At 52.7% G+C, this 22,480-nt stretch carries 24 protein-coding genes; 17 read left to right on the plus strand and 7 right to left on the minus strand.

The window, feature by feature from the left end:
* Positions 1-41: 41 nt before the first annotated feature.
* The 4 genes from HUO07_RS11680 to HUO07_RS11695 all read right to left on the minus strand — a co-directional run bounded on the left by HUO07_RS11680 (position 42) and on the right by HUO07_RS11695 (position 3,210).
* Entirely contained in the window at positions 42-521 is a 480-nt protein-coding gene (locus HUO07_RS11680) for a GAF domain-containing protein (protein WP_176303712.1), read from the minus strand.
* A gap of 101 nt (positions 522-622) precedes the next feature.
* Positions 623-1,414, minus strand: a complete 792-nt coding sequence (locus HUO07_RS11685) for a MetQ/NlpA family ABC transporter substrate-binding protein (RefSeq protein WP_008956223.1) — start codon at positions 1,412-1,414, stop codon at positions 623-625.
* 103 nt (positions 1,415-1,517) lie between these two features.
* Positions 1,518-2,171: a methionine ABC transporter permease gene (locus HUO07_RS11690; protein ID WP_008956224.1), complete on the minus strand. Its 654-nt coding sequence runs from the start codon at positions 2,169-2,171 to the stop codon at positions 1,518-1,520.
* Entirely contained in the window at positions 2,152-3,210 is a 1,059-nt protein-coding gene (locus HUO07_RS11695; RefSeq protein WP_176303713.1) for a methionine ABC transporter ATP-binding protein, read from the minus strand. Before HUO07_RS11695 ends, HUO07_RS11690 begins: the two co-directional genes overlap by 20 nt.
* Positions 3,211-3,784: 574 nt before the next feature.
* Here HUO07_RS11695 and HUO07_RS11700 point away from each other — a divergent pair.
* From HUO07_RS11700 to moaE, 10 genes are all read left to right on the plus strand, one after another.
* Positions 3,785-4,426: a riboflavin synthase subunit alpha gene (locus tag HUO07_RS11700; RefSeq protein WP_176303714.1), complete on the plus strand. Its 642-nt coding sequence runs from the start codon at positions 3,785-3,787 to the stop codon at positions 4,424-4,426.
* Between the two features lie 201 nt (positions 4,427-4,627).
* Entirely contained in the window at positions 4,628-5,926 is a 1,299-nt protein-coding gene (locus HUO07_RS11705) for an NCS2 family permease (protein WP_035557474.1), read from the plus strand.
* 53 nt (positions 5,927-5,979) lie between these two features.
* Positions 5,980-6,525, plus strand: a complete 546-nt coding sequence (locus HUO07_RS11710; RefSeq protein WP_035557476.1) for an adenine phosphoribosyltransferase — start codon at positions 5,980-5,982, stop codon at positions 6,523-6,525.
* A gap of 6 nt (positions 6,526-6,531) precedes the next feature.
* On the plus strand, positions 6,532-7,011 hold the full coding sequence (gpt, locus tag HUO07_RS11715) for a xanthine phosphoribosyltransferase (RefSeq protein ID WP_008956229.1): 480 nt from the start codon (positions 6,532-6,534) through the stop codon (positions 7,009-7,011).
* A 2-nt stretch (positions 7,012-7,013) separates the two neighbouring features.
* A complete protein-coding gene (gene ung, locus HUO07_RS11720) occupies positions 7,014-7,697 on the plus strand; it encodes a uracil-DNA glycosylase (protein ID WP_176303732.1) in 684 nt (227 codons plus the stop codon).
* A gap of 93 nt (positions 7,698-7,790) precedes the next feature.
* Positions 7,791-8,420 carry a uracil phosphoribosyltransferase gene (upp, locus tag HUO07_RS11725; protein WP_176303715.1) on the plus strand — a complete coding sequence of 210 codons (630 nt, stop codon included), beginning with the start codon at positions 7,791-7,793 and terminating at the stop codon, positions 8,418-8,420.
* 87 nt (positions 8,421-8,507) lie between these two features.
* Positions 8,508-9,740, plus strand: coding sequence for a uracil-xanthine permease family protein (locus tag HUO07_RS11730; RefSeq protein WP_176303716.1), 1,233 nt, complete (start codon positions 8,508-8,510; stop codon positions 9,738-9,740).
* 58 nt (positions 9,741-9,798) lie between these two features.
* Positions 9,799-10,362 carry a molybdopterin-guanine dinucleotide biosynthesis protein B gene (gene mobB / locus HUO07_RS11735; protein ID WP_176303717.1) on the plus strand — a complete coding sequence of 188 codons (564 nt, stop codon included), beginning with the start codon at positions 9,799-9,801 and terminating at the stop codon, positions 10,360-10,362.
* A 5-nt stretch (positions 10,363-10,367) separates the two neighbouring features.
* Positions 10,368-11,165 carry a cyclic pyranopterin monophosphate synthase MoaC gene (gene moaC, locus HUO07_RS11740; protein ID WP_176303718.1) on the plus strand — a complete coding sequence of 266 codons (798 nt, stop codon included), beginning with the start codon at positions 10,368-10,370 and terminating at the stop codon, positions 11,163-11,165.
* 2 nt (positions 11,166-11,167) lie between these two features.
* Positions 11,168-11,623: a molybdopterin synthase catalytic subunit MoaE gene (moaE, locus tag HUO07_RS11745; protein WP_176303719.1), complete on the plus strand. Its 456-nt coding sequence runs from the start codon at positions 11,168-11,170 to the stop codon at positions 11,621-11,623.
* A 36-nt stretch (positions 11,624-11,659) separates the two neighbouring features.
* Here moaE and HUO07_RS11750 read toward each other — a convergent pair whose 3' ends face one another.
* Positions 11,660-13,270, minus strand: coding sequence for a ribonuclease J (locus HUO07_RS11750; protein ID WP_176303733.1), 1,611 nt, complete (start codon positions 13,268-13,270; stop codon positions 11,660-11,662).
* Between the two features lie 230 nt (positions 13,271-13,500).
* On the opposite strand from HUO07_RS11750, the gene purU reads away from it, so the two are divergent.
* The gene (gene purU, locus HUO07_RS11755) at positions 13,501-14,355 is read left to right on the plus strand and encodes a formyltetrahydrofolate deformylase (RefSeq protein WP_176303720.1); all 855 of its coding nucleotides are present in this window, start codon (positions 13,501-13,503) and stop codon (positions 14,353-14,355) included.
* Between the two features lie 24 nt (positions 14,356-14,379).
* Positions 14,380-15,051, plus strand: coding sequence for an energy-coupling factor ABC transporter permease (locus HUO07_RS11760; RefSeq protein WP_176303721.1), 672 nt, complete (start codon positions 14,380-14,382; stop codon positions 15,049-15,051).
* A gap of 9 nt (positions 15,052-15,060) precedes the next feature.
* Here HUO07_RS11760 and lexA read toward each other — a convergent pair whose 3' ends face one another.
* A complete protein-coding gene (gene lexA / locus HUO07_RS11765) occupies positions 15,061-15,741 on the minus strand; it encodes a transcriptional repressor LexA (protein WP_035557499.1) in 681 nt (226 codons plus the stop codon).
* Between the two features lie 269 nt (positions 15,742-16,010).
* On the opposite strand from lexA, the gene HUO07_RS11770 reads away from it, so the two are divergent.
* The 4 genes from HUO07_RS11770 (at position 16,011) to HUO07_RS11785 (ending at position 18,925) form a co-directional block, all read left to right on the plus strand.
* A complete protein-coding gene (locus HUO07_RS11770; RefSeq protein ID WP_035557501.1) occupies positions 16,011-16,688 on the plus strand; it encodes a TetR/AcrR family transcriptional regulator in 678 nt (225 codons plus the stop codon).
* Positions 16,666-17,202 carry a L,D-transpeptidase gene (locus HUO07_RS11775; protein WP_035557504.1) on the plus strand — a complete coding sequence of 179 codons (537 nt, stop codon included), beginning with the start codon at positions 16,666-16,668 and terminating at the stop codon, positions 17,200-17,202. The genes HUO07_RS11770 and HUO07_RS11775 overlap by 23 nt, the downstream gene beginning before the upstream one ends.
* 64 nt (positions 17,203-17,266) lie before the next feature.
* Positions 17,267-18,298 carry a beta-N-acetylhexosaminidase gene (nagZ, locus tag HUO07_RS11780; RefSeq protein WP_035557508.1) on the plus strand — a complete coding sequence of 344 codons (1,032 nt, stop codon included), beginning with the start codon at positions 17,267-17,269 and terminating at the stop codon, positions 18,296-18,298.
* A gap of 48 nt (positions 18,299-18,346) precedes the next feature.
* A complete protein-coding gene (locus HUO07_RS11785) occupies positions 18,347-18,925 on the plus strand; it encodes a hypoxanthine-guanine phosphoribosyltransferase (RefSeq protein ID WP_007114399.1) in 579 nt (192 codons plus the stop codon).
* Positions 18,926-18,945: 20 nt separating this feature from the next.
* Here HUO07_RS11785 and ppsR read toward each other — a convergent pair whose 3' ends face one another.
* On the minus strand, positions 18,946-19,779 hold the full coding sequence (gene ppsR, locus HUO07_RS11790; RefSeq protein WP_101145420.1) for a posphoenolpyruvate synthetase regulatory kinase/phosphorylase PpsR: 834 nt from the start codon (positions 19,777-19,779) through the stop codon (positions 18,946-18,948).
* Positions 19,780-20,052: 273 nt separating this feature from the next.
* Here ppsR and ppsA point away from each other — a divergent pair, with 273 nt between their 5' ends.
* Positions 20,053-22,428 carry a phosphoenolpyruvate synthase gene (gene ppsA, locus HUO07_RS11795; RefSeq protein WP_176303734.1) on the plus strand — a complete coding sequence of 792 codons (2,376 nt, stop codon included), beginning with the start codon at positions 20,053-20,055 and terminating at the stop codon, positions 22,426-22,428.
* The last annotated feature ends 52 nt before the right edge of the window (positions 22,429-22,480 follow it).

Here is a 22,480-nt window from a genome sequence, read left to right on the forward strand (position 1 = left end):
GGGTGCTTTTGTATGGGCGTTGTTAGCGTTTTATTAAGTTTCTAGCGTTCAATTAAGTCGGGCAGCGCTGTCTGACGAATAAAGGTGGCGACTAGCGCTTCAATGCCTGCTTGATCTTGGGCGGTAAAGCGCGCATGGAGAGGGCTGTCCAGGTCAAGAACGCCCCACAAATAGCCATTCGCCACGATCGGGACTACCAGTTCAGAGCGCGAGTTGGCATCGCAGGCAATGTGGTCGGCCACGGCATGCACATCGTCAACTCGCTGGGTGGTTTGCTGGCGGGCCGCCGCGCCGCATACGCCTTTACTGAATGGGATCGGATGGCAGGCAGGCTGCCCTTGGAACGGGCCTAGGCCCAAGACGTTAGGCTGGCGCTGGAGATAAAAGCCGACCCAGTTAAGGTCGCTAAGCTGCTGCTGAATAAAAGCACTGGTTTGGGCGCTGTTGGTGAGCCAGTCGCGCGTATCAAGCAGCGCTTCGAGCTGGCGATTGAGGAGGGGGTAGTCAACACTGGTTTGCATCGGATGCTCCGTTTCTACTAACGCAACAGGCCGACACTTTTGCATAGAAGTTACCTATGCGTGTCGGCCTGATGTCATCTATTGATGGCTAATTTGCGGTTTTACTCGGTCCAGCCAGGTACCGCAGCACCTTTAAATAACTCTTCCGCTTTTTCAATCACTTCGTCGCGCTGATAAGCGTCGACCAATTGGCGAATCTCTTCGCGCTCTTCATCACCACCACGCACGGCGATCAAGTTGACGTAAGGGGACTCTGGGCCTTCTTTGATCAAGGCATCGTCCAGGCTCAGGCCAGCTGGCTGCGCGAAGGTATTGTTGATGAACGCCATATCGACATCAGGCAGTACGCGAGGAAGCTGGGCAGCCTCAATTTCGCGGAAACGGAAGTCGCGGGGGTTTTCAGCGATATCAATAGGTGTTGATTCCAGAAACTCTGGGTCGTTAAGGGTGATCAGTCCTTCGTTGTGCATCAGGATCAACGCGCGGCCTTCGTTGGAAGGATCGTTGGGCAGCGCGATTTGTGCACCGTCAGGTAGATCGTCGATGCTGTCGTATTTTTCTGAGTAAGCGCCGATTGGGTAAACGAAGGTATAACCAGCAATTGCCAGGTCATAGCCGCGATCTTCTACCATCGACTGCAAGTAGGGCTCGTGCTGGTAGGCGTTGGCATCCAGGCTGCCGTCGGCCAGAGCAGCATTGGGCGTGACGTAATCAGTGAACTCAATGATTTCGACATCCAGGTCATACTCTTCTTTGGCAATGCGCGCTGCCACTTCCATTACCTCGGTTTCAGGGCCGGCAACGGTACCCATCTTGATGCTGCGCGTTTCAGCGTTAGCGACGTTAACCGCAAGGGCTAATGCGGTAAGACTACCAATAATGAGTTTTTGCATGAGGTCTCTCCAGTAACGTTGTACGTAATGGTTCAATGATGCGGTAATAAGAAGCAGTTGTCTAATGCGTTTTGGTTATATTGGATTATTCCGTTGGCCGCTTTTATTTACGATCACTCTTGCGCACCAAGTAGTCACCCAGGCTTTGGAAGCCTTGCACCATAACAACCAGAATCACTACCGTAATCAGCATGATGGTGGGGTTGAAGCGGTTGTAGCCGTAGCGAATGCCCAAGTCGCCTAGGCCGCCGCCACCGACGGCACCCGCCATGGCGGAGTAACTGACCAGCGTGACGGCGGTAATCGTTAAGCCAGTCATGATTCCGCCACGGGCTTCTGGGATCAGCACTTTGCAAATGATCTGCCACGGCGTTGCCCCCATGGCTTGGGCGGCCTCAATTAATCCTGGCGAAATTTCGTTCAGCGCTGCTTCTACCAGCCGAGCAACAAACGGAATGGCAGCAATAGTAAGCGGCACTGACGCGGCGTTAATACCAATTGAGGTGCCCACCAACATGCGCGTAAAAGGAATAATGGCCACCATCAAAATAATGAACGGAATAGAGCGGCCAATGTTGGTAATAATGCTCAGCAATTGATTGAGCACCGGCTTCGCCAATATTTGGCGTGGGCGGGTGACATACAGCATCACGCCAAGCGGTAGGCCCACTAAGGTGGAAATAAGCCCTGAAACGGCCACCATATAAAGGGTATCCAGCGTGGCCTGTAAAATAAGATCAATCATTGCGCTGGACATGGCCGAGTACCTCTACCTGTAGTTGATGAGATTCAAGATAGGTCATGGCTTGCTGAGTTTGCGTCGGCGTGCCCAGCAGCTCAGCGATCATCAGGCCCAGTGTGCGTTCCTGGATCGACTCTACCTTGGCTTGCAAAATGCTGACATCGACCCCGCACTCGCGAGCCAGGCGTGAAATCAGCGGTGTGGAGACTGCGTCGCCAGAAAACGTTAGGCGTACCACCGGATGTGTATTATCGCCAGGGGTATCAACGAGTCTTTCTATCAGCTCTTTAGGCGGCGTTAGCTGAAGAAAGTCATTGAGAAACTCACGGCCAAGCTGGGTGCGAGGGGCGGTGAAGAAGTCGCCGACTTCGGAATCCTCTACCAATTCGCCGTCTGAAATCAGGCTGACGCGGTGGCAGATCGATTTCACCACTTCCATCTCGTGGGTGATCAGTAGAATGGTGATCCCCAATTGATGATTAATGTCACGCAGCAGTTCTAATATAGAGCTGGTGGTCTGTGGATCCAGCGCGGAGGTTGCCTCATCGCACAGTAATACCTGCGGCTTGCTGGCCAGTGCCCGAGCAATCGCGACGCGCTGTTTCTGGCCGCCTGAAAGCTGGGCGGGATACTGATCCGCTTTATCTGCCAGGCCAACCATTTCCAGCAGTGGAATAACACGTTCGCGAACGGTATGACGTTTTTGTCCCATCAACTCAAGCGGTAGGGCAACATTATCGAAGACCGAGCGCGTGGTTAGCAGATTGAAATGCTGAAAAATCATACCGATGCGGTGACGTGCCCGGTTAAGGGCTGCGTTACTCAGGTTCGTCATTTCCTGGCCATCCACTGTCACGGTGCCACTAGTGGGGCGCTCTAGCAGATTAACGCAGCGAATTAGTGTCGATTTCCCCGCGCCAGACAGGCCAATGACGCCGTGAATGGTGCCTTTGGGCACGATGAGGTTGGCTTCTTTAAGCGCATGGATGGCATTGGAGCCGTTGCCTTTGTTGTTGCTGAAATAGGTTTTACTGACGTTGCTAAGTTCAATCATAGCGTCTGCCTTAACGGTAGGCCGAAGACGGAGTGCGGGGTGCAAGCATTGGGCGGGTCAGTATAGGGCGGGCCAGCAGCGAATGAGAAACAAAAAAGGCCACCCTAATGGGCGGCCATCAACGCTGGACACACCCTTTTAGCTGCACTTCACCGAGTTAGAAACTTGGTGGACGCCCGCAATCTGGGTACAAATCGGCGTCATTACATTTGCGGCAAAAGCTTAGAGATAGGTAGGTGTTTTGTCAATTATAGCCGTCTGATTTTATGTTTTAGGAGCTTAAAATAGTCTTTTATTCTATTAGAAAAGAGTGTTTAGGTTTTTAGAGCTGTCGACAGGCTTAGAGGGGCGTGTTCGACGAGAGAAAAACACGCTTACGCAAGACCCTATAAAAACGAGTGACGTAGAATAGAGGGCCTCACGTTTCATGCTCTTATGGAAATCACCATTAGATTGCACATATAGGGGACGCCAGTAGTAAGCTTGTGCCCATGATTTTGGTTATTTTTACCTCCCCGCTTTTAATACTTAGTTTTTTAATACTTAGTTTTTACCCATTAGGAGAATGAGCCATATGTTTACGGGCATTGTGCAAGGGGTCGCCAAGGTAGTAGCGGTGCGTGAGCTGGATGATTTTCGCGTACATGTTGTGGAAATGCCGCCAGCCATGCGCGAGGGGCTTGAGATTGGTGCATCTGTTGCTCATAACGGCGTTTGCTTAACGGTGACGGCCATCGATGGTGATAGCGTTAGTTTTGATTTGATGCGTGAAACGCTGAGATTGACTAATCTTGGTGCAATTGTGCCAGGGCAATGCGTCAATATAGAGCGTGCGGCGCGTTTTGGCGATGAGATTGGTGGGCACTCTATGTCGGGGCACATCATTTCCATGGCAGAGGTAGGGGCTATTGAAGAAGCGCCCAATAACCGTCGATTATGGTTTTCCCTGCCGGAAAGGCTTGGCCGATTTGTGTTCGAGAAAGGCTATATCGGGGTGGACGGTATCAGTTTGACTATTGGTGATGTACGTCAAAGCGGTAGCGGAAGCGTAGAGTTTAGCGTCAATTTAATCCCTGAAACCTTATCGCGCACTACGCTTCAGGATCGAGCGCCGGGGGATCAAGTCAATATTGAAATTGATCCGCAAACCCAGGTGATCGTTGAAACGGTAGAGCGCGTGCTCTCTCAAAAAAACGGACGCAGCAACCCTCTTTAGCTTAATCCGCCATTGAATTGACCGATCGGTTAGGTTGTGGCCTGAAGATTGCTTTGTATACAGCGGCGGGGCTGCTCTCGCTTACATGGGTCGCCATGCTGAAGCGCTCGCATCACGGTGAGCGTTTCGGTAGTATGTGCGGCTTTTCTCAGCACCAGAACGCGTGCGCGTGCTGCGTTATCGCTAAGGATAAGAAAATTCATGAAACTTCTGGATAGTTATTTCAAGCTCACTGAGCACAAAACTAATGTGAAAACAGAAGTTATCGCCGGGATCACTACGTTCCTGACGATGGCCTACATTATTTTTGTTAACCCGAGCATCCTGTCTGAAGCGGGCATGGACTACGGTGCGGTATTTGTGGCGACGTGCATAGCCGCAGCGATTGGCTGTTTCGTGATGGGCCTATGGGCCAATTATCCAATCGCCCAAGCACCAGGCATGGGGTTGAATGCCTTTTTCACCTACGGTGTTGTGTTGGGTATGGGGTATACATGGGAAGCGGCACTCGGCGCCGTCTTCTTCTCTGGTCTCTCTTTCTTCCTGTTAAGCATTTTTAGAATTCGTGAATGGATTATTAACTCTATTCCCATGACATTGCGACTCGGGATCGCTGCTGGTATCGGTCTTTTCTTGGCGATGATTGCGCTGAAAAATGCCGGTATTGTGGTTGCTAATCCCGCTACCTTTGTTTCTTTAGGTGATCTATCTCAGCCGCCCGCCTTATATGCGCTGTTAGGCTTCTTTGTGATTACCGCGCTTTCTTACCTGCGCGTCACCGGTGCGGTCATGATCGGTATTTTGGGCGTGACAGTGATTGCCATGGTGCTGGGCCATAATGAGTACGGCGGTCTAATGTCGATGCCTCCCTCGATTGCGCCTACATTTATGGCGATGGATTTAATGGGCGCGCTAGATGTAGCGATGCTCAGCGTCATTTTTGCCTTCTTGTTTGTTGATTTGTTTGACACCTCGGGCACGTTGGTGGGCGTTGCTCATCGGGGCAAACTACTGGATAAAGATGGCAAGCTGCCGCGCCTTGGCCGTGCCATGATGGCTGACAGTGCCGCGTCTATGGCGGGTGCTGCATTGGGTACTTCCACTACCACTAGCTATATTGAATCAACAGCGGGCATCGCATCCGGTGGCCGGACTGGTTTGACGGCGGTAGTCGTGGGCGGCCTATTCCTGATCAGCCTGTTCTTCGCACCGTTGGCGGGCTCCATTCCGGCCTACGCTACCGCTGGTGCGCTGCTGTATGTAGCGGTATTAATGACGGGTAGCTTGGCGCATGCTAATTGGGAAGATCCAACGGATGCTGCGCCGGTACTGATTGCTGCTTTGGCAATGCCGCTGACGTTCTCGATTGCCGAAGGAATTGCACTCGGTTTCATCAGCTACGTAGCGATCAAAACGTTATCAGGCCGTTTTAGCGACTTGAATCCGGCCGTTATTATTTTGGCGCTCCTGTTTGCGGTAAGGTATCTCTTCTTGGTTTGATCGGCCTTTTCCGCTTTCTAACTACTTAATTTTACTACTCAATGAGAGACGCGATGAGCATCTACGGCGACTACATTAAGTCCGTTATTCGCACGGTTCCAGATTGGCCTGAGAAAGGCGTGAATTTTCGCGACATCACTCCTTTGCTACAAAATAGCGCGGCCTTTCGCAAGCTGATTGATAGCTTCGTACATCGCTATCAGGAAATGAACCTGGATGCTATCGCGGCAATCGATGCGCGCGGTTTCATTATTGGCGCACCGCTCGCTTATGAGTTGGGGTGTAGCTTTGTGCCGGTGCGTAAGAAGGGCAAGCTACCGTTTAAAACCATCAGCGAGACTTATACGCTGGAGTACGGTCATTCGGAAGTTGAACTGCACTCCGATGCTTTCCAGAAAGATGACCGTATTCTGCTGATGGATGATTTGATCGCCACCGGTGGCACTATGCTGGCAGCGGCTAACCTTATCCAGCGCAGCGGTGGTCACGTAGTGGAAACGGCTACGATTATTGATCTTCCCGAACTGGGTGGGTCACAAAAAATTCGCGATGCGGGTTACAGCGTATTCGCAGTTTGTTCCTTCAACGAAGACGAGTAGCCCCCAATGAGCAGCGATCGTTATCACCAACACTTCACTGTCTCCTGGGATCAGCTTCACCGTGATGTGCGTACGCTTTGTCATCAGATGATCGAGCGTGATTTTAAGGGCATTGTGGCGATTACCCGCGGCGGTTTAATTCCGGCCGCACTAATCGCCCGTGAGCTTAATATTCGTCTGATCGATACGGTGTGTATTAAGAGCTACGACCATATGGATCAGGGTGGCCTGGATATTATGAAGGGTGTCGACCATGACGGTGATGGCTGGCTACTAGTCGATGATTTAGTCGATACTGGCAAAACTGCACGCGCAGTACGCAAAATGTTGCCTAAGGCACACTTTGTGACCATTTATGCCAAACCGGACGGTCGTCCATTGGTGGATCAATACCTAACGGAAGTAGCGCAGCAGTGCTGGATCCAGTTTCCTTGGGATATGGGTGTTGCTTACGTTGAACCACTCGTCGATCAAATGAAGAGGTAATGATGGCCAATCCACTTCCTGACGATTGGAGTCAGTGGCTGGGTGATGAGTTTAAGGCTGACTATATGCTCGCACTAAAGGAGTTTTTGGCGCAGCAGAAGGCGGCTAAAAAAACCATTTACCCCCACTCAGCGCAATGGTTTCGCGCCTTTGAGTTAACCCCTCTGCATGAAGTGAAAGTCGTTATCTTGGGGCAAGATCCTTACCACGGCCCCAACCAAGCTCATGGCTTGAGTTTCTCCGTACGGCCCGGTGTACAGGTGCCGCCTTCGCTAGCTAACATCTACAAAGAGTTGGCCAGCGATGTCGGCTTTAAACCGGTGCAGCATGGTAACTTGGATAGTTGGGCAAAGCAGGGCGTCCTGTTATTAAACACCTCGTTAACGGTTGAACAAGGGAATGCTGGTTCTCATCGCGGCAAGGGGTGGGAGGTATTCACTGACCGCGCCATTGAAGCCGTTAGCCAGCATGCGTCGCCATGTGTGTTTTTGTTATGGGGAAGTCAGGCACGCCAGAAGAAAGCGTTAATTGACCAGAGTCGCCATTTGGTGCTTGAAGCCCCGCACCCGTCGCCGCTCTCTGCGCATCGAGGGTTTTTTGGCACCCGGCACTTTTCGCAAGCAAATCAATTCCTGCAAGCGCAGGGGCGCACGCCTATCGAATGGCAATTGCCGGAAACCCCTTAACCTCCTATTAGGTTGCGGGTAGAATGTGCGCAATTTTGCGTCTAGTGACATACCCAGATTGTCATTTTGAATCCCCAGCTGTGAGGAAGTCCCATGAGTGTTTACGCCATTAACCATCCGCTTGTTCAACATAAGCTGGGACTGATGCGCGAAGTTGATCTGAGCACTAAGAGCTTTCGTGAGCTGGCAGGTGAAGTCGCTAAGCTATTGACCTATGAAGCAACCAAAGGTCTTGAGCTGGAAGATCACGAAATCCAAGGATGGAACGGCGAGCCGATTGCAACACGACGGCTTAAGGGTAAAAAAGTTACCGTGGTACCGATTTTGCGCGCAGGCTTGGGTATGTTAGAAGGTGTAACAGACTTAATTCCCAGTGCTAGAGTCAGTGTTGTTGGTCTTTACCGCGATGAAGAGACGCTTGAGCCAGTCCCGTATTTCGCCAAATTCGCTAACGATATCGAAGAGCGTATGGCAATCGTGATTGACCCTATGCTGGCCACCGGTGGTTCAATGGTGGCTACGTTGGACATGTTGCGTGAGCGTGGCTGTGTGAATATGAAGGTGATTGTGCTTGTCGCTGCCCCTGAAGGCATCAAACGGGTGCAGGAAGCGTATCCCGACATCGAAATTTACACTGCTTCGGTCGATGAACGGCTCGATGAAAATGGCTATATCGTCCCAGGGCTGGGTGACGCAGGCGATAAGATTTTCGGAACGCGCTAAGCGCCTTTTTTAAATTAGCCCCTCACGCTTCGCGTTAGGGGCATTTTTTTGCATATCTACTCTCTAATAATCACTAGGAATTCTCTAATGCGTGAAGCTACCAGCCAGGCAGAGTCGTGGCCAAAAGTAGTGTTAACCGGTGCACAAATGCTATTTGTGGCTTTTGGTGCCTTGGTATTAGTACCGCTTTTAACCGGACTTGACCCGAGTGTCGCACTGTTTACTGCTGGGGCTGGCACGTTGATATTTCATGCAGTGACGAAGCAAAGTGTGCCCGTTTTTTTGGCCTCTTCGTTTGCTTTTATCGCGCCTATTCAAGGGTCGGTAGCAAGCTTCGGTGTGCCGGCCACGATGGGCGGTCTGATGGCCTCAGGGCTGGTATATGTCGCGATCTCCCAAGCGGTGCGATTAAAAGGTACCGCTTGGCTGCACCGCTTACTCCCTGCCGTGGTGGTCGGGCCGGTAATCATGGTCATTGGCTTAGCGCTGGCGCCTGTGGCAGTCAGCATGGCAACCGGTGAAACCAGTGACAACATCGGCTATGGTCCGGCCATTTTTCTCTCAATGACCAGTTTGTTGGTGACTTTGTTGCTGGCCGTTTTTGGCCGCGGCCTGCTCCGCCTAGTGCCGATTATGGGGGGGATCGTCACGGGTTATTGCTTGGCGTTATTAATGGGGTTGGTAGATTTTACCCCGGTACGCGAAGCGGCGTGGTTTTCGGTGCCCAGCTTTACCGCACCCAGTTTTCACTGGGCCGCTATTCTATTTATGATCCCGGTCGCTATCGCCCCGACGGTAGAGCACATTGGTGACATGGTTGCTATTGGCTCGGTGACCCGAAAAAACTATTTGGAAAAGCCCGGCCTGCATCGCACCCTGTTAGGCGATGGGTTGGCGACCAGTGTGGCAGCGCTATTTGGCGGCCCCCCGAATACAACCTACTCGGAAGTCACGGGGGCGGTAACGCTGACTCGGGCGTTTAACCCCAAGTACATGATTGTTGCTGCGATTTTTGCCATTGTGCTGGCGTTTGTGTCCAAGCTTGGTGCGCTGCTGCAGACTATACCCGGTCCGGTCATGGGGGGGATTATGACATTGCTGTTTGGTTCTATTGCGGTCGTTGGTATGAACACGCTAGTGCGAGCAGGGCAGTCGCTGACGGCACCTCGCAACTTAGTAGTGGTCTCGCTCATACTGGTATTCGGAATAGGTGGTATGCAGTTCGGGAGCGGTCAATTTACCCTGCAAGGCGTGAGCTTGGCTGCACTGGTAGGTATTGCGTTGAACTGGCTATTACCCAAGGCGCAAGAGGGCGAGTAAAGTCATCCACTTTAACGCTGTAAGCATCGTATGAATGGCAAGTAGGGGGGTAGGCTGTATGAGTAACGAACTAACCGCATCCTTCCCCATTCTAGGGATTGCTGCCTGGAGCGGTACCGGCAAAACGACACTGTTAGAGAAGCTGCTGCCTCTATTAGCTGCGTATGGTTTGAAAGTAGCCGTGATTAAGCATGCTCATCACTCGTTTGAAGTCGACCAGCCTGGAAAGGATAGCTATAAACTGCGTAGTGCGGGCGCGGCCCCTGTTCTAGTCGCTTCACGGCAACGATTTGCGCTGATGCAGGAAACGCCCGACCAGGAAGAACCCGATTTAGCCAGGTTAATAACCATGATGGTGCCGCACCATCCCGACCTAGTGATTGTCGAAGGCTTTAAAGCTTGGCCGATCCCTAAGCTGGTGCTTTATCGCGATGGCGTAGGGGACTCGGCAATTTTGACCGACCCATGGGTCGAGGCGGTTGCATTAAGCGCGCCATCGCCAATTGATTTAACTTCTTGCGTAGCGCAGTTAAATCTTGATGACAGCGACGCAATCGCGCGCTGGATAGTGACCTGGATAAACGCAAAAAACCAAACTGTGGCTTCAGAAAAGGAAAGGTGACCAACATGCATCTAACCCACCTCAATACCCGGGGCGAAGCCAACATGGTGGATGTCGGCGATAAACAAGAAACGCGCCGCGAAGCCGTCGCCTCGGGGCGCATTGTAATGCTGCCTGAAACGCTGACATTGCTCAGCGAAGGGGGATTGCCGAAAGGAGATGTCCTCGCCACCGCCCGTATCGCGGGCATTCAGGCTGCAAAACGCACTCATGAATTGATTCCACTCTGCCATGCATTGGCGCTATCAAAGGTGTCGGTTGAATTCGAGATCGACATAGCCGAGTCCTGTGTGCATGTAACGTCGCTGTGTCGTTTAAATGGTCGCACCGGTGTTGAGATGGAGGCGCTTACAGCCGTTTCAGTCGCCTGCTTGACCCTCTACGATATGTGCAAAGCGGTCGATAAGGGCATGCATATTGAAGCGATCCAGCTCGACAGCAAGCAGGGCGGCCAACGCGGGGATTATCAGCGTGTGAATAGGCAGTCGCCTATCGTAACGGGCGAAGGCACCTCAGGAGAAGTAAGCCTGGGTGAGCGCTGTCCTTCCCCCTGCGTGCGGGTTAAATTTTTGGCTGAACTGCGGGAGCGGGTAGGAGAAAGCGAGGCGACTGTCGGGCTGGACCAGCTTGCTAGCCGCGATATCAGTGGTTTAAAAGAAGCGCTGGCCGAGCGCGATGATCGGTTTAAACTGCTTACTGATCAGCGCACGTTATGTGCCATTAATCAGGTAATGGCAAACGATGATGCGCTAGTAACCGATGATGACGAAGTGGCGTTTTTCCCACCGGTCACAGGGGGTTAACGTTGGATATTAAAGTAGCGGTGCAAGCAGCGCCATTCTCGATGGACTACGGCTATAGCGATGCATTAGTCGGGCGCAGCGATATTGGCGCGGTGGTGAGCTTTACCGGACTGGTGCGTGATTTCAACGAGACGCCCGATGTTACGGGGTTAACACTGGAACATTACCCCGGTATGACCGAGCGCACGCTAACGGAGATTGGCGAGCAGGCTTGTCAGCGTTGGTCGCTACAAGCGGTGCGGATAATTCATCGCGTTGGTTATCTGGGCCCTGGCGACCCCATCGTGCGGGTGCTAGTAGCTAGCGCCCACCGCCGGGAGGCATTTGAAGCCTGCGATTTTATTATGGATTTTTTAAAAACCCAGGCGCCTTTTTGGAAGAAAGAGCACTCCACTCAGGGAGAATATTGGGTCAAAGAACGCCACTCTGATCAACAAGACGCGGCACGCTGGGAGTGAGCTTGCCACGTCTTGATGTTCGGCAATGATGCACCACTAACGATTGGCAGCATTTTCCAAGGTAAGGGCTTCTGGCATTTCGGCGGCCATAATCTGAAGATGCACATCGGGCAGGTGCTGCATATGCTCCGCCAGCCAGTGTACCAAGCGAGGCTGCAATGCTTGGCGAAGGTCGGCCAGTGTGTCGGCGGCAATCTCATCAAGCTGATCATCCAGCCAATCACTAAAGCTATCTTCATCCAGCGGGCTGGCACCCGTCGCATCCAGCATCAAACGTCCAATGCGCACCCAGCCCGTATCAGTCGCGGTCACCGGCAGTGCTAGGTACAAACTGCCACGATGTGCCGTACCGGCGTCTTTTACTTCCAACCCTGGGTGAGGAACCACGCTGTTTTGGCTGACGATGCAGGGCGGCTGGGGATAGCGTGCCTCGCAGCGCAGCCCTTGGTTATCAAAGCTGATTAAATCGCCATTAACTGGCGACAACGGCGCACTGATCCCTAATTGACGGGCAATTGCCTGATGCGCCTGCTGATGCCTTGCTTCGCCGTGGACAGGCATCAGGTGCTTCGGCTTAACCCATTGATAGAGTTTGGTTAACTCATCGTGAGCGGGGTGCCCAGTAGCATGTAACTCGGGATGGTTGATTTCGTCGTAAATACGAACACCTAACTGCGCTAAACGTTTTTTTAGCTGTTCAATAGGGCGTTCGTTGCCTGGAATGGCTTTAGCCGAGAAGATGACATTATCGCCGGGCTGAAGATCAACAAAGGGGTGGCGACCCTGAGCAAGACGCTGAAGCGCGGCACGGGCCTCACCCTGGCTGCCGGTGGCAATAATAACCACTTCATCCGGGGGGAGATAACCCAGATCGTGATTGGGTACCAGCGGCGGTAAGTCATCCATATAGCCAAGCCCACGCGCAACGCTAACCATTCGCTCCATTGAGCGCCCCATTAAGCTGATGCGACGGCCACACTGATGCGCTGCGCGCCCGATAGCCAATACCCGCGCAAGGTTACTGGCAAAACAAGAGACCACCACACGGCCCTGGCAGTTGGCGAGGGTTTTTACCAATGCTCTTGCCACATCACCTTCACTGCCGGAGTGGCCTGGCATGGGGGCGTTGGTGGAATCGCCGACCACTAAATCGACCGGGGCCAGCGCTCTAAACTGTGCCGCGCTTACCGGTGAACCGATAAGCGGCTCAGGATCAAGTTTCCAGTCACCAGTATGTAAAACGCGATAACCACCAGCCATCATCATAATGGCACAGCTTTCGGGTATTGAATGCGTCAACGACAAGTAGCGCAGCGTAAACGGCCCACTTTCAAGTGCCTCACCTGGTTCGATGACATGAATCGCAGCGCTGCTAAGTTGATGTTCAGCAAATTTAAGGCGTAACAGCCCCGCGGCTAATGGCGTGGCATAAATAGGACAATTCCACATCGGCCAGAGCCAAGCGACGGCGCCTATATGGTCTTCATGGCCGTGGGTAATAAATAGTGCTTTCGGGACTATCCCTAATGCTTTTGGTGTATCAAGATTAGGCACTTGTAGCGGTGAGTTGGGGAGATCCTGGCGAATCATCATGCCGCAGTCGACGACAATCCAGTGATCGTCGTAGCCGTAGAGCGTTAGATTCATACCAATCTCACCGCATCCCCCCAGCGGCAACATGCGCAGCGGAGGACGACGACGGGGACGAATTTGAACGCGTGAAGAGTGCATCAGTTATGAAAAGCCTAAAAAGTAGTGACTCAACTATACGGGAAGGCAGGGGCGGCTAACAATCATCCTTGGCCTTCCGATACACTATGCAACCTAAGCCGTTGGTTTGTCATAATTACCTTAGAAATAAGTCAAGAGTCGCTCACATGTCCCATTATTATCGTTTAGTTGTGTCCTGCCCTGATCGGGTAGGTATTGTGGCCCGAGTATCGAGCTTTATTGCTAAGCAAGGGGGGTCTATCACTGAAGCCAGCCAGCACTCTGATTTAGAAACGGGCTGTTTTTTTATGCGTTACGAAATCTTGGCGGATTCAGTGGGGATGTCGGTAGAAGCGCTACGTGCAGCGTTCGAGCCGGTGGCAATCGAATTCGATATGCAGTGGTCATTGGTGGATACACAGCAGCGCCGCCGGGTGGTATTGATGGTCTCTAGAGAGTCACACTGCTTGGTAGATTTGCTTTATCGCTGGCAGGCGGGTGAGTTGGATTGCGATATTGTTGGCGTCATTTCCAACCATGACGATATGCGTTCATTGACCGAATGGTACGGCATTCCTTATCACTATGTGCCAGTCGACCCCGATAACAAGCAAGTGTCGTTTGCCAAGGTGCAAGCAGAAATCGATAGTGCGCGCGCTGATTGCGTCGTGCTGGCGCGTTATATGCAAATTCTGCCGCCTGACCTGTGCGCACTCTATGCAGGGCGGGTGATTAATATTCATCACAGTTTTTTACCCTCTTTCGCTGGGGCGAAGCCCTACCACCAGGCATATCAGCGCGGTGTGAAGCTGATTGGCGCCACCTGCCACTATGTTACCGAGGAACTCGACGCGGGCCCGATTATCGAACAGGATATTCATCGCGTTAGCCACTGCCATACCCCAACCGATCTAGTCCGCTTTGGGCGTGATGTTGAAAAAGCCGTTCTCGCACGCGGTTTACGCTGGCATCTTGAGGATAGGGTTTTAGTGCATGGCAACAAGACCGTGGTGTTTAGCTAACGCTCGATAATGTGAGAAACCGCTATGTCGTTCGCACAAAGTGTACTGGCGCCCTGGGCGCTGATATTCACCTCGCTACTCTCGTTAGGCGTAGTGGTGTGGGCTCTTTGGCGGCGGCCCTGGCAAGCGCTACTGGAAGACACTGCTCTTCAGCACCGTTGGTTAGGCGCAACGCTGGCAGTGGTGCTGATGTGGCAGCTACGCGCTCAGGCGGTCGACTGGCTAACGCTGCATCTCGTCTTTACGGTATTGATGACACTCGTGTTTAAAGCGCCATTAGCGCTGATCAGCAATGTACTCATTAATGTGGCAATGGTAGTTATCGGCCGCAATGAGTGGACGCTGCTGGGGGCAAATGTACTGGTAACGGGCATTGTTCCGGCTGCCATTATTGGCACAGTGTGGCGGCTGGTAGATCGCCGCCTGCCGGATAACCTGATGGTGTTTCTATTTGCCTGCGGGTTTTTTGGGGCGGCGTTGGCAACATTAGGGGCAGGGCTGGCTGCCGTGCTGCTGATTATCGTGGCAGGCACAGACCCTAACGCTATCTATCTTGCCCAGGAGTATGCACGCTTCTTACCTCTACTAATGCCTTCAGAGGCGTTTATTACCGGGATGCTGCTGAGTATTCTGCTGGTCTATCATCCTAACTGGGTGGCCACCTTTAATGACCACCGCTATATCGACATGCAGTAATGACGGTGGTTAGCCCAGTGCTTGGCCATTACCGCCACGAATAACGCCAACGCCGACACCTTCGATGTCGAGTGACTGTGAACGCAGATCGATTTCAATCGGCGCAAAGTCTGCATTTTCCGCAAATAGCGTTACTTGGTGGCCCTGACGTTTGAAGCGCTTAACGGTTACTTCATCATCCAAGCGCGCAACTACAATTTGGCCATCGCGCACCCGCTCGGTACGGTGAACTGCCAATAAATCACCTTCTAAAATACCTATATCCTTCATCGAAAGGCCCCGCACACGCAGCAGATAATCTGCTTTAGGGGTGAAGTACTCGGCTGGCAAAGGGCAGTAACGGTCAATATGCTCAGCAGCTAGGATAGGGCTCCCGGCGGCTACTTCGCCAATCACCGGCAGGCCAGCAGGCGAGGCTTCAATATTGGCAGCGGGTAACGCGCTTGCGGTGCTGTCTACTAACTCCTGGGGCTCTTGATTGGGTAGTCGAATACCGCGTGACGTATTGCGAATAATGCGAATAGCGCCTTTACGCTCAAGTGCGCGCAGGTGCTCTTCCGCGGCGTTAGGTGAGCGGAACCCCAGTGCTTTCGCAATTTCAGCACGGGTCGGAGGGTAGCCAAATTCGCCCATGGTCTTAACAATAAAATCAAATACGTGCTGTTGGCGAGCGGTTAGCGGACGCGACATACCAGACTCCAAAAATAGTGAATAGAGAGTAACAAATTAAATGTCGACTTAATCGATAAGTGGTTAAGTATACAGTATGTTCCTCTGTCCAGTACATGTCTTGTCAACCCCCTCTCTAGAAAGGCCCCCGAATTTTTCCTAATCGTTTTAAACTAAGCTTCTACTCATATAGACAGCCATATTTCATCAGAAAATCAAGCGTTGAGCCCACCAGCGATATGGCATAGTATTTTGCTATGTTTTAAACACTCGTTTCCCCGGAGAGCGGCATGGCTCAATCTGATACGGTAACTCGAATACTCGACACCGCGGAAGTGCTGTTTGCTGAGCGAGGTTTTGCTGAAACATCGCTGCGCAACATCACTAGCAAAGCGCGCGTCAATTTAGCGGCGGTGAATTACCATTTTGGTTCCAAAAAAGCCTTAATTCAGGCCGTGTTTTCACGCTATCTGGACCCGTTCACCCAGCGTTTTCATACTGCGCTTGATGAACTTGAAGCCCAGCATGCAGGGCGCGTTATTCCGTTGGAAACGCTACTCGAAACCATGGCGACCACCGTGCTGGCTGTGCCTGCCGAGCGCAACAGTTTAAAGGTGTTTATGCGCTTGCTGGGCCTGGCTTATAGCCAAGCGCAGGGGCACCTTAGGCGTCATATTCAGCAAGAGTATGGTGATGTGTTTACCCGCTTCACCGAGTTAGTGCGTCAAGCCACGCCCGACTTGCCTGACGCGGAACGCTTTTGGCGGCTACACTTTATGCTTGGTACGGTGATTTTTACGCTTTCAGGCCTTGATGCGCTGCGCGATATCGCTGAAAAGGATTATCAAGAACAGGTCACCGTGCGGGATTTGGTTAGGCGGTTGCGCCCAGTAGTGGTGGCTGCCATGAATGCACCGTTGCCCCCAGCACTTGAAGAAGGAAAATATGCGAACGCCCAAGCTCGCTGAGCTTCCCCCTGTAGAGGACATCTGGTTGGAAATCGATACCACACAGCAGCAGCTACGCTGTTGGCGAGGGCCGAAGGTGCTGTATGAGTGTGAGATATCGTCTGGCCTCGCGGGCGTTGGTGAGCACAACGGCAGTGGCAAAACACCCCATGGTTGGCACTATATAAGAGCCGCGATCGGCAACGGGATGCCTGATAATGCGGTATTTCGGGGTCGTCGCTGGACGGGGGAGGCATTCTCTCCTGCGCTAGCTGAAGCATATCCGAAGCGGGATTGGATTTTGACCCGCATCCTGTGGCTATGCGGATTAGAAAAAGGCGTGAACCGTGGTGGTCAGGTCGATTCACAGCGTCGCTATATTTATCTTCATGGCACGCCCCCTGACCAGCCCATGGGGGTTGCTGCATCCCACGGCTGTATTCGTTTACGCAATAGTGATTTGCTCTATATCTTTTCGTTAGCGTTACCAGGAACCCCCGTTTGGCTGCACGGCGGTCGTCAGTCGTTTGACTAATCTGTTTTGACACCGCTAGACGATCGTCTAGAATCACCGCCTCTTTTTTAATGGACCTATCACGATGACTCAACCGTTAGGCCCGGTCATGCTCGACCTTGAAGGCCCGAAATTAACGGCCGCAGAAAAGCGCTTGCTGCTAGAACCGGTGGTAGGGGGCGTTATTCTGTTTGCCCGCAATGTCGAGAACGGCTACCAAGTACGCCAGCTCTGCAGCGATATTCGACGTGTGCGTGCGGACTTATTGCTTGCCGTTGATCAAGAGGGTGGCCGCGTTCAGCGTATTAAAGAAGGGATGACGCGTCTTCCTGCCATGGCTCGCATTGGTGAGTGTTACAGCGCCAACCCCGATGATGGTCTTGCGCTCGCAAAAGATGCTGGCTGGCTATTGGGCATGGAAATGGCCGCCTGCGGTTTGGATCTTAGCTTTGCTCCGGTACTGGATGTCGAAAGCGGTGTCTCAAGTGTTATTGGAGACCGAAGTTTTAGCCGCGATCCGCAGCATGTGGCGCAGCTCGGCAGCGCCTTTATTCAAGGGCTCCATGAGGCTGGTATGGCCGCTGTCGGAAAGCACTTCCCCGGTCACGGCGGAGTTGCGGCAGACTCTCACGTTGCGCTGCCGGTGGATGACCGCCCGCTAGAAGTGATTAAACAACGTGACCTGGTGCCCTTTGCCCATTTGGCCGCGCCGTTAGACGGTGTAATGCCTGCGCATGTGATTTACAGTGCTTTCGATACGCGTCCTGCCGGGTTTTCCCCTCATTGGTTGGGTATGCTGCGTGAATCGTTGGGCTTCAAAGGCTGCATCTTTTCTGATGATTTAAGTATGGCGGGCGCCCACGAGGCGGGTGGGCCCAAACAGCGAGCCCAGGCAGCACTAGCGGCTGGTTGCGATATGTTGCTGGTATGCAATGATCGCGCCGCGGCACTTGAGGTGATTGAAGCCTGCCGGGGTATTGAAACCAAACGTCCCGCCAAACTGCGCTACAGCCGTGCACGGCCTGATATCGATGCCCTAAGTGCGTTGGGCAGATGGCGTCGTACCCACGCTAAGTTGGAAGCATTGGCTGATAAACCGAAACCCAATGCTGTGTAAATTCACACGATTGATGTAATTGAAGCTTTTAACCCGCCTGGAGTTTAGATGTCAAAGTTGGATAAAGAAGCCTTAGAGTCATTGGACTCAATGCGTGAATTGATGGATAACGCCGACTGCCTTATTTCTCAGCAAGAGGTAGAGCGGGCACTTGATCGTATGGCGGAAGCGATCACGCGAGATTTAGGCGACAAACTTCCGGTCTTTTACTGCGTTATGAATGGCGGCTTAATCACCACAGGGCATTTACTAACCCGACTGGGCTTTCCGCTTGAAGTGGATTACTTACATGCCACTCGATACCGCAACGAGCTGCGCGGCGGTGAGCTGTTTTGGCGTGTGTCTCCTGAGGTGCCGATGGCGGGGCGCCATGTGGTGATCGTTGACGACATCTTGGACGAAGGCGCCACGCTAGCCGCCATTTTGGCTTACTGCGAAGAAGCCCAGGCCGCCAGTGTCACGACGGCTGTACTGGTGGATAAACAGCATAACCGCAAAGCGGTGCCCGGTTTAAAGGCCGACTACTGCAGCTTGGAAGTCGCCGACCGTTATGTGTTTGGTTTTGGGATGGATTACAAAGGCTACTGGCGAAACGCGCCGGGAATTTTTGCCCCTAAAGGAATGTAAGTTAGCAGCAGAATGGATCATTAGCGGGGCGAAAAGCGCCTCGCTAAGCCCGTTTCTGCAATCATCCGCGTTGAGATCTCTTCTACCGAGAAGCGCGTCGCATCAATAAAGGGAATGTGCATGGTGCGATAAAGCGACTCCGCTTGCCCAACTTCTTGAAGACACTGATCAATGGAGCTGTAACGGCTATTCGGCCGCCGCTCATTGCGTATCGCTGATAAACGCCGCGCATCAATGGTAAGCCCAAACAGCTTTTGACGGTGGGGCGCTAGCGCCTTAGGCAGTTTTAACATGCCATCTTCGTCTAAATCATCCTCCGTCAGCGGATAGTTGGCCGCTCGAATACCAAACTGGAGTGCTAGATAGAGAGAGGTCGGGGTCTTGCCGCAGCGTGAGACGCCGACCAGGATAATATCGGCTTTATCGTATTGATGAGTGCGTGCTCCGTCATCATTATCCAGCGCAAAGTGCACCGAGTGAATCCGGTCCATATAGACGTCATCGCTACCAATTGAGTGCGTGCGCCCAACGCTATAGGAAGAGTGAGTATTAAGTTCCTGTTCCAATGGCTCTAGGAAGGTTGAAAAAATATCGACCTTGAAGCCGGATGCTTGCCGAATGACGTTGCGAATTTGTTGGTCAACGATGGTATCAATGATGATCGGACGATGACCGTCGCGGCTGGCTGTCGCTTCGATAATGGCTGCTAGCGCCTGAGCTTTTTCCAGCGTATCGATATAAGGCTTGGTTTGCATATCGATCTCAACATCGCTGAACTGGGCCAGCAGGCTGCGCCCTAAGCTTTCTGCTGTGATCCCGGTGCCATCAGAGATAAAAAAAGCCGTACGTTTCATAGTGACATCCACTGGTAAGTAACTGCGCTATTGTGTGCCGAGCCGTTTGCTAGAGCAACTCGCTATGCGTGCTGGCTAGGGAGGGGCAAAGTGACTGACTACACAAATGACCTAAAAACCCTTCGTGTTGTAAAAATCCTCCATTCCCTTCGCTATTAGACCAATGGCGAATATAGTAGCGCGGTGCTAGGGTGTCTCAATCAATAATCCATGATCCTACGTCTAAACGGCAATATTAGTGATCGTGTCGATGTCTATGAGCGAGGGGGTTACGTGGAAGAGTACATTCTGTGGTTCGATCAACTGGGCATGTCAGACGTCGAACGCGTGGGTGGTAAAAACGCCTCACTAGGTGAAATGATTTCCAATCTGTCCGGTGCTGGCGTAACGGTGCCTGGCGGGTTTGCCACTACCGCTCATGCCTACCGCGAGTTTCTCTCCCACGAAGGCCTTAACGAGCGCATTAATGCCACGCTTGCGCGCTTGGATGTGGACGATGTTAAAGCGCTCGCCGAGGCGGGCCGCACTATTCGCCAATGGATTATTGATACGCCGTTGCCGCCTAGCTTTGAGACAGCCCTTCGCGACGCTTACGGACAGCTCCAGCAACAGCATCCTCAGTTAAAAGTGGCTGTACGCAGCTCTGCTACCGCTGAAGATTTACCCGATGCTTCCTTCGCGGGTCAGCAGGAAACTTTTCTCAATATTGACGGCTTCGACAATATTAAGCGCGCCGTGCACGAAGTATTTGCCTCGCTGTTTAACGACCGCGCTATCTCCTACCGCGTCCACCGTGGCTACGCCCATGAAAATGTTGCTTTGTCGGCCGGTGTGCAGAAAATGGTGCGCTCTGAGATAGGCGCGTCGGGCGTTATGTTTACCTTGGATACCGAGTCTGGCTTCCGCGATGCGGTTTTCGTTACTGGCTCCTGGGGCTTAGGCGAAACCGTGGTGCAAGGCGCAGTCAATCCCGATGAGTTCTACGTGCATAAACCGACCCTAGCGGCGGGCCGCCCGGCAGTGCTGCGCCGTAACTTGGGTTCCAAGTTAATAAAGATGGTTTATGGCCAGGATGCCAGCGCCGGTAAATCCGTTGAAACCGTCGATGTGCCCCATCAGGATCGCGTTCGCTTCTGTATTAATGATCAACAGGTGATGGAGCTGGCTCGTCAGGCCATGACTATCGAGCAGCACTACCAGCGCCCCATGGATATTGAGTGGGCGCTAGATGGCGATGATGGTGAGCTGTATATCGTTCAGGCGCGTCCTGAAACAGTCGTTTCCCAGCAGGAAGGCGGCAAGCTTGAGCGTTTTCAGCTGCGCGAAAAAGGCCGCACATTAATCACTGGCAGAGCAATTGGCCAGCGCATTGGCCGCGGTACCGTTAAAGTGGTGCTCAGCCCTGACGATATGGACAAGATCCATGATGGCGATATTCTGGTCACCGATATGACTGACCCGGATTGGGAGCCAATAATGAAACGCGCTTCCGCCATCGTCACCAATCGTGGCGGGCGCACTTGCCATGCCGCCATTATTGCCCGTGAATTGGGCATTCCCGCGGTAGTGGGGTGTGGCGACGCAACGACTCAGCTCAAAGAGGGCATCGACGTTACGGTTTCGTGTGCGGAAGGCGATACCGGCAATGTCTACGAAGGGCTGCTGGAGTTTGACTGCAAAGTTTCCAGTGTCGACGCTATGCCGGAAATCCCCTTCAAGATCATGATGAATGTGGGCAATCCTGATCGCGCCTTTGGCTTCGCCAGCCTGCCTCATGCGGGGGTAGGCTTGGCGCGTCTCGAATTTATTATTAACCGCATGATCGGCGTTCACCCTAAAGCGCTGTTGGAGTACGACACGCTGCCGGTGGATTTGCAGCAGGTGATCGATTTACGGACGGCCGGTTATGCCGACCCCGTCAGTTTTTACGTCGATAAACTGGTTGAGGGGATTTCGACGCTGGCAGCCGCGTTCCACCCGCAGCGTGTGATCGTGCGGCTGTCAGACTTTAAGTCTAATGAATACGAAAACCTGATTGGCGGTAAGCTCTATGAGCCGGGTGAAGAGAACCCGATGCTCGGTTTTAGGGGTGCGTCGCGCTACATTTCTGAAGCGTTCCGGCCCTGCTTTGAACTTGAATGCCGTGCCCTGAAGCGGGTGCGTGAAGAGATGGGGTTCGAGAATGTGGAGATCATGGTGCCCTTCGTGCGTACCACCGACGAGGCGCGAGAGGTGGTAGAGCTGTTGGCCGCCAACGGTTTGGAGCGAGGCGGTCCGACAGGCCTGAAAGTGATTATGATGTGCGAACTGCCAGCTAACGCCCTGCTAGCCGATGAGTTCCTTGAGTACTTTGATGGGTTCTCTATCGGCTCTAACGATTTAACACAGTTAACATTGGGGTTAGATCGGGATTCGGGCATCGTTGCACATCTGTTCGACGAGCGTAATGGGGCGGTTAAAAAGCTGCTTGCGATGGCGATTCAGACGTGTAAAGCGAAGGGGAAATACGTCGGCATTTGTGGCCAGGGGCCGTCAGATCATCCCGATTTGGCGAAGTGGTTGATGGAACAAGGGATCGACTCCGTATCGCTCAATCCCGATGCGGTCCTGGAAACGTGGTTTATGCTCGCAGGCCAAAAAATTGAATAAGTTTGTTTGCTAAAACATTTAGTTTGCGCCCGGACATTGAGCCGGGCGTTGC

The sequence above is a fragment of the Vreelandella maris genome, assembly GCF_013371085.1.
GTDB lineage: Bacteria > Pseudomonadota > Gammaproteobacteria > Pseudomonadales > Halomonadaceae > Vreelandella > Vreelandella maris.

Excerpts from the sequence above, each read along its gene's own strand:
- HUO07_RS11680 (WP_176303712.1), bottom strand. The coding sequence starts at position 521 with ATGCAAACCAGTGTTGACTACCCCCTCCTCAATCGCCAGCTCGAAGCG.
- HUO07_RS11685 (WP_008956223.1), bottom strand. The coding sequence starts at position 1,414 with ATGCAAAAACTCATTATTGGTAGTCTTACCGCATTAGCCCTTGCGGTT.
- HUO07_RS11690 (WP_008956224.1), bottom strand. The coding sequence starts at position 2,171 with ATGTCCAGCGCAATGATTGATCTTATTTTACAGGCCACGCTGGATACC.
- HUO07_RS11695 (WP_176303713.1), bottom strand. The coding sequence starts at position 3,210 with ATGATTGAACTTAGCAACGTCAGTAAAACCTATTTCAGCAACAACAAA.
- HUO07_RS11700 (WP_176303714.1), top strand. The coding sequence starts at position 3,785 with ATGTTTACGGGCATTGTGCAAGGGGTCGCCAAGGTAGTAGCGGTGCGT.
- HUO07_RS11705 (WP_035557474.1), top strand. The coding sequence starts at position 4,628 with ATGAAACTTCTGGATAGTTATTTCAAGCTCACTGAGCACAAAACTAAT.
- HUO07_RS11710 (WP_035557476.1), top strand. The coding sequence starts at position 5,980 with ATGAGCATCTACGGCGACTACATTAAGTCCGTTATTCGCACGGTTCCA.
- gpt (WP_008956229.1), top strand. The coding sequence starts at position 6,532 with ATGAGCAGCGATCGTTATCACCAACACTTCACTGTCTCCTGGGATCAG.
- ung (WP_176303732.1), top strand. The coding sequence starts at position 7,014 with ATGGCCAATCCACTTCCTGACGATTGGAGTCAGTGGCTGGGTGATGAG.
- upp (WP_176303715.1), top strand. The coding sequence starts at position 7,791 with ATGAGTGTTTACGCCATTAACCATCCGCTTGTTCAACATAAGCTGGGA.
- HUO07_RS11730 (WP_176303716.1), top strand. The coding sequence starts at position 8,508 with ATGCGTGAAGCTACCAGCCAGGCAGAGTCGTGGCCAAAAGTAGTGTTA.
- mobB (WP_176303717.1), top strand. The coding sequence starts at position 9,799 with ATGAGTAACGAACTAACCGCATCCTTCCCCATTCTAGGGATTGCTGCC.
- moaC (WP_176303718.1), top strand. The coding sequence starts at position 10,368 with ATGCATCTAACCCACCTCAATACCCGGGGCGAAGCCAACATGGTGGAT.
- HUO07_RS11750 (WP_176303733.1), bottom strand. The coding sequence starts at position 13,270 with ATGAATCTAACGCTCTACGGCTACGACGATCACTGGATTGTCGTCGAC.
- purU (WP_176303720.1), top strand. The coding sequence starts at position 13,501 with ATGTCCCATTATTATCGTTTAGTTGTGTCCTGCCCTGATCGGGTAGGT.
- HUO07_RS11760 (WP_176303721.1), top strand. The coding sequence starts at position 14,380 with ATGTCGTTCGCACAAAGTGTACTGGCGCCCTGGGCGCTGATATTCACC.
- lexA (WP_035557499.1), bottom strand. The coding sequence starts at position 15,741 with ATGTCGCGTCCGCTAACCGCTCGCCAACAGCACGTATTTGATTTTATT.
- HUO07_RS11770 (WP_035557501.1), top strand. The coding sequence starts at position 16,011 with ATGGCTCAATCTGATACGGTAACTCGAATACTCGACACCGCGGAAGTG.
- HUO07_RS11775 (WP_035557504.1), top strand. The coding sequence starts at position 16,666 with ATGCGAACGCCCAAGCTCGCTGAGCTTCCCCCTGTAGAGGACATCTGG.
- nagZ (WP_035557508.1), top strand. The coding sequence starts at position 17,267 with ATGACTCAACCGTTAGGCCCGGTCATGCTCGACCTTGAAGGCCCGAAA.
- HUO07_RS11785 (WP_007114399.1), top strand. The coding sequence starts at position 18,347 with ATGTCAAAGTTGGATAAAGAAGCCTTAGAGTCATTGGACTCAATGCGT.
- ppsR (WP_101145420.1), bottom strand. The coding sequence starts at position 19,779 with ATGAAACGTACGGCTTTTTTTATCTCTGATGGCACCGGGATCACAGCA.